This is a genomic window from Actinomadura soli (assembly GCF_005889715.1).
GTDB classification, from domain to species: Bacteria; Actinomycetota; Actinomycetes; order Streptosporangiales; family Streptosporangiaceae; genus Spirillospora; species Spirillospora soli.
Window position 1 is genome coordinate 1 of record NZ_VCKW01000422.1, and the last position, 4599, is coordinate 4599.

Here is a 4599-nt window from a genome sequence, read left to right on the forward strand (position 1 = left end):
CCGCTGTCACGGGTGGGTCCCGGGATCCGGGGGCGGAGCGCGGCGCAGGGGCGGACGCGGTGCCGTCCGTGGACGCTCCTGATGTGTTGTGGGTGTGCGCGAGCCTGGGCGAAGCCGACCGGACCGCTGCCCGCCGTTCACCGGACGGCCGTATCGACCTCGCGGGGTACGAGACGGGTGGCGCGGCGGTGCGGATGCTGGACATCCCCGAGGGGACGTTCCACCGCGCGTACAACGCCGTGGCCAACTCGACGTTGTGGTTCGTCCATCACCTTCTGTACGACACGCCGCGCAGCCCGCACTTCGACGCTCGCGCCCGCCGCGACTGGCAGTCCTATGAGGCGTACAACGCGGCGTTCGCCGACGCTCTGGCGCGTGATGCCGCACCTGGGGCGAAGGCCGCGATCCAGGACTACCACCTGTCGCTGGCACCGCGGATGCTCCGGGACCGGCGTCCCGACCTGAGAATCGTGCACTTCTCGCACACGCCGTGGGCGCCGCCCGAGTATTTCCGGCTGCTTCCCGACGCCATCGGCTCGCAGGTCCTTCTGGGCATCCTCGGCGCCGACCACGCTGGGTTCCTCACCGAGCGATGGGCGTCCGCGTTCCTCGACTGCTGCGAAATGCTGCCGGGGGCGCGCGTCGACCGTGCGGCCCGTACGGTCACCTGGTCGGGGCACGTCACGCGCGTGGGCGTCCATGGGCTGGGCATCGACGGGACGGCATTGCGCCAACGCGCCGCCGAACAGGACGTCGCGGAGCGGGCGCGCGCGCTGCGCGAACAGGTGGGTGACCGCCAGCTCATCTTGCGTGTCGACCGGACGGAACTCTCCAAGAACATCGTGCGTGGGCTCGCCGCCTACCGCGAACTACTCGTCAACCATCCCGAGTGGCGTGGACGTGTGGTGCATCTGGCATTCGCCTACCCGTCCCGCTATGACCTGCCCGAGTACCGGGAGTACACCGCGGCCGTCGAGCGGACGGCGAAGCAGATCACCGAGGAGTTCGGCACGGCGGACTGGGATCCGCTGATCCTGCAGGTGAACGACGACTACCCGCGTTCCCTCGCCGCCTACGGCCTCGCCGACGTGCTGCTCGTCAACCCGATCAGGGACGGGATGAACCTGGTCGCGAAGGAGGGGCCCGTGCTGTCGGCACGCGGCTGCGCGCTCGTCCTGTCCAGGGAGGCGGGCGCGGCGGCGGAGCTTTCCGAGGACGCGCTGATGGTCAACCCCTTCGACGTGTCCCAGACCGCCGAGACCCTGCACCACGCCTTGCTGATGCCGCGGGACGAACGGTCCGAACGCTGCGGACGCCTCGCCGCCGCCGCGACCGCCCTCCCGCCGCAGCGGTGGTTCGCCGACCAGCTCGCCGCCCTCGACTAACTAACGCTCAAGCCCTCGACTAACGGTCGGTAGGTGTCAGGGAGTACGTGTCAGGGAGTGGGTGCGGGGGTGGTCTCCGGGGCCAGGAGGCATTCGACCGGGTTCGGTTCGTGGCGCTGCTTCCAGCGTTCGCGCAGCGCGTCCTTGCTCTGTGCCATGCGGCGGTGGGTGCTGACCTTGGCGAAGCGGGTGAGCTGGGACGCGGACGGCTTGGGCAGGCCGCTCGGCTCGTAGCCGTATTCGGCGAGCCGCTCGCCGAACGCGGCCTCCGCCAGGCTGATCTGCCAGGAGTCGAGGCGCTGCGCCCATGATCCGACGCGGGCGGTGGTGATGGCGTCCTTGGTCCGGCCGTGCCATTTCTTCCGCGGCGAGACGGCCTTCTTCGCGACGCCGCCCGGGTTCGTCATCGCCGGGTCGAACTCCTCGCCGAGGAACCCGCAGAGCCTGGTCAGCTCGTCGGCGGGGTCGGCGACGAGGCGCTCGTACTGCAGCTCGTAGTAGGTGTCGGACCCGAGGCGCTCGGCCAGGCGGCGCCCGCGGTCGACGGCCTCCCGCCAGATGCAGATGGCGTGGTGGACGTCCTGGTCGTACCAGGGCATCTCCAGGAGGGAGGCGACGCAGTCCCGGCCGTCCCGGACGAGATGGACGAACTGCGCGTCCGGGAACATCCGCAGCAGCGCGCCGACGTGCCGGTAGTAGCTCGGACGCTTGTCGCCCCAGCGCGGCTTGCCGAACCGGCGCGCGTACGCGCGGAACACGACGCCGATCGCCGAGCCCAGCGTGGGCGGCCCGGCGACGATCTCGTCGGCGACCTCGGCGGCGTCCAGGCCGAGGGTGTGGAACTTGGTCGACCGGTCAGCCGTGATCCACTCCGCCAGCGCCCGTCTGTTCTCCCTGACCCCGAGGTCACCGAACTCGCACCTCGCCGTATAGGCGGGGAGGAGGAACTTCGTCTCCACCGGGATCGCGACGCGGGGATGCGAGTGCAGCATCAGCTGGAGCAGCGTCGTCCCCGAGCGGGGACACCCGAGGATGAAGATCGGACGGTCGTGGCGGGGGTCCGGGCCTGATGACATGCACGGCATGGTGGCTCAGCCGCCCGGCCGGCGGCCGGGATGATGAACGCACTGTTGCCGTCCGATGACCGACGTTTGACGGGTGTCGGGCGGCGTGCTCCGCCCGCGGGCGGGACCGTCTGGCCTGCGGGTTCGTCCGCGACGGGGTCAGTTGTAGGAGTCTCCGAGGGTCTGCCTGACCTGCTTGCGCGCCTCGTGGATGCGGGACTTGACCGTGCCGAGCGGCAGCCCGAGCTGCTCGGCGATCTCCGCGTACTCCAGCTGGGACACGTCCCGCAGGACGAGGGCCTGGATGAGGTCGGGCTTGCGGGCCTCCAGGTCCTCCATGGCGTCGAGGATGTCGACGCGGGAACCGGCGATGACGCTGGTCCGGCGGGGGTCCGGGCGCTGCTGCGGGAGCTCGCCCGCCTGCTCCACCGAGCGGCGCTTCAGCGACCGGTAGGTGGAGCGGGCGGAGTTGGCGACGACGACGTGCAGCCACGTGCTGAACCTCGACCGGCCCTCGAACCGGTGAATGTTCCGCGCGACCTGCAGCAACGCGTCCTGGCATGCCTCCTCCGCGTCCTGCCGGCAGGGCAGGAAGCGGGAGCTGTGCCGCAGGACGTCCGGCTCGATCTTGCGGAGGAGCTCGTTGAGGGCGCCCTGGTCGCCCGCCGCGGCCTTGACCGCCAGCTCCTCGGTCCTTTCGTCGAATGCCATGCCGCCTCAATGCTTGTTCGCACACTCACCCCGTTGTTGGGATGATACGGGAGTGTCTTTCCCACCATCAGTAGGCCGTTACCGGATCGAACGCGTCCTGGGTTCGGGGGCGTTCGCCTCTGTATGGCTGGGGCACGACGACGCCCTGGACTCCCAGGTGGCCATAAAGGTCCTGTCCGGAAGCCTGATCGACGATCTGGATGTGCGCAACCGTTTCCTGGAGGAGGCCCGCATCCTGCGCCGCGCCGACTCGGAGCGGCTCGTCCGTGTGCACGACATCGGAGAGCTGCCGGACGGGCGTCCCTACTTCGTGATGTCGTACGCGGACCGCGGGACGCTCGGCGACCGGATGCGTGAGCGGCCACTTCCGGTCAGCGATGCGGTCGCGCTCGCCGAGGAGATCGCGTACGGCGTCGAGGTGATCAACACGCTGGGCGTGATCCACCGCGACCTGAAGCCGTCCAACGTCCTGTTCCAGTCGACGCCGGACGGTGGCGAGAAGCTGCTGATCGCCGACCTGGGGCTGGCGAAGGCGCTGGCGCACGCGTCCGGGGCGTTCACGCTCCCGGTGGGGACGCCCGGATACATGTCGCCGGAGCAGGCGAGGTTCGGCGGCGGCCTGGACGTCCGCGCCGACGTGTACGGTCTCGGCGCGCTGACGTACCACATGCTCACCGGACGGGCGCCGGGGCCGGCGCCGGTCAAGTCGCCGCCGAGCGAACTGCGCGAGGGCGTGACGGCCGCGTTCGACCAGGTGGTCCTGCGGGCCCTGGAGGTCGAACGGGAGAAGCGGTGGCCGACCGCCGAGGCGTTCGCCGAGGCGCTGTCCACGCTGCGCCCGACGTCGGCGCCGGGCGTGCCGGCGTCCTCGTACGGGCCGCCGGCGCCGCAGGTGCCGCGGATCGACGCGGACGCGACCGTCCAGGACTTCTACCGCGACGGCCAGCGCGTCCGTCCGGGCGGTCCCGGTCAGGCGCAGTCCCCCTCCCCTGCTCAGGCCGGTTCGCCTGCGCAGGGCGGTTCGCCTGCGCAGGCGCCGGCGTCCGCGCAGGCGCCAGGGCAGGGGCAGCAGGGTGGCGGTCCGCGCGACATGCGGACGCGGTTCGACCAGCACGCCGAGGACGACGCCCGCACGTCCGAGATGCGTCTCCCGCCCGGTCCGCAGGACGGGGAGCAGACGGTCGTGGACGACCCGAGCGGACGGGCCACGCCGTTCGGCCACGGTGAGTCGGCGACCGCCCCCGACAACGGTCGCGCGGGACCGGTGCAACCCCCGTATCCCGCGCCGGTGCAACCGCATGGGCCCGGCCACGGTTCCGGCCAGGGTGGCGGCACTGGCAGTGACGGCAAGACGGCCGTGTTCCCGATGCAGTCTCCGCAGAACGGCACGCCGCAGGGCGTGCCGCCGATGGGTCCGGGGCAGGGGCCGAATGCGGGGG

4 protein-coding genes are annotated in these 4599 nt (G+C 71.3%); 2 read left to right on the forward strand and 2 right to left on the reverse strand.

The genetic code is table 11. The annotated features are described in order from the left end of the window. Window positions 1-1385, forward strand: a 1385-nt coding sequence (locus ETD83_RS39615; protein WP_138650394.1) for an alpha,alpha-trehalose-phosphate synthase (UDP-forming), incomplete at its 5' end; no start/stop codon positions are given. Between the two features lie 50 nt (window positions 1386-1435). Here the strand turns inward: ETD83_RS39615 and ETD83_RS39620 are convergent. After that, the gene (locus ETD83_RS39620) at window positions 1436-2461 is read right to left on the reverse strand and encodes a sulfotransferase family protein (protein ID WP_230421500.1); all 1026 of its coding nucleotides are present in this window, start codon (window positions 2459-2461) and stop codon (window positions 1436-1438) included. Window positions 2462-2608: 147 nt separating this feature from the next. Continuing rightward, complete coding sequence (locus tag ETD83_RS39625) at window positions 2609-3160, reverse strand: RNA polymerase sigma factor (RefSeq protein ID WP_138650396.1); 552 nt, start codon at window positions 3158-3160, stop codon at window positions 2609-2611. Window positions 3161-3212: 52 nt separating this feature from the next. Between ETD83_RS39625 and ETD83_RS45170 the strand changes: the two genes are divergently transcribed. Next, the coding region (locus ETD83_RS45170; RefSeq protein ID WP_230421501.1) for a serine/threonine-protein kinase at window positions 3213-4599 on the forward strand (1387 nt) is incomplete at its 3' end.

Excerpts from the sequence above, each read along its gene's own strand:
- ETD83_RS39620 (WP_230421500.1), bottom strand. The coding sequence starts at position 2,461 with ATGTCATCAGGCCCGGACCCCCGCCACGACCGTCCGATCTTCATCCTC.
- ETD83_RS39625 (WP_138650396.1), bottom strand. The coding sequence starts at position 3,160 with ATGGCATTCGACGAAAGGACCGAGGAGCTGGCGGTCAAGGCCGCGGCG.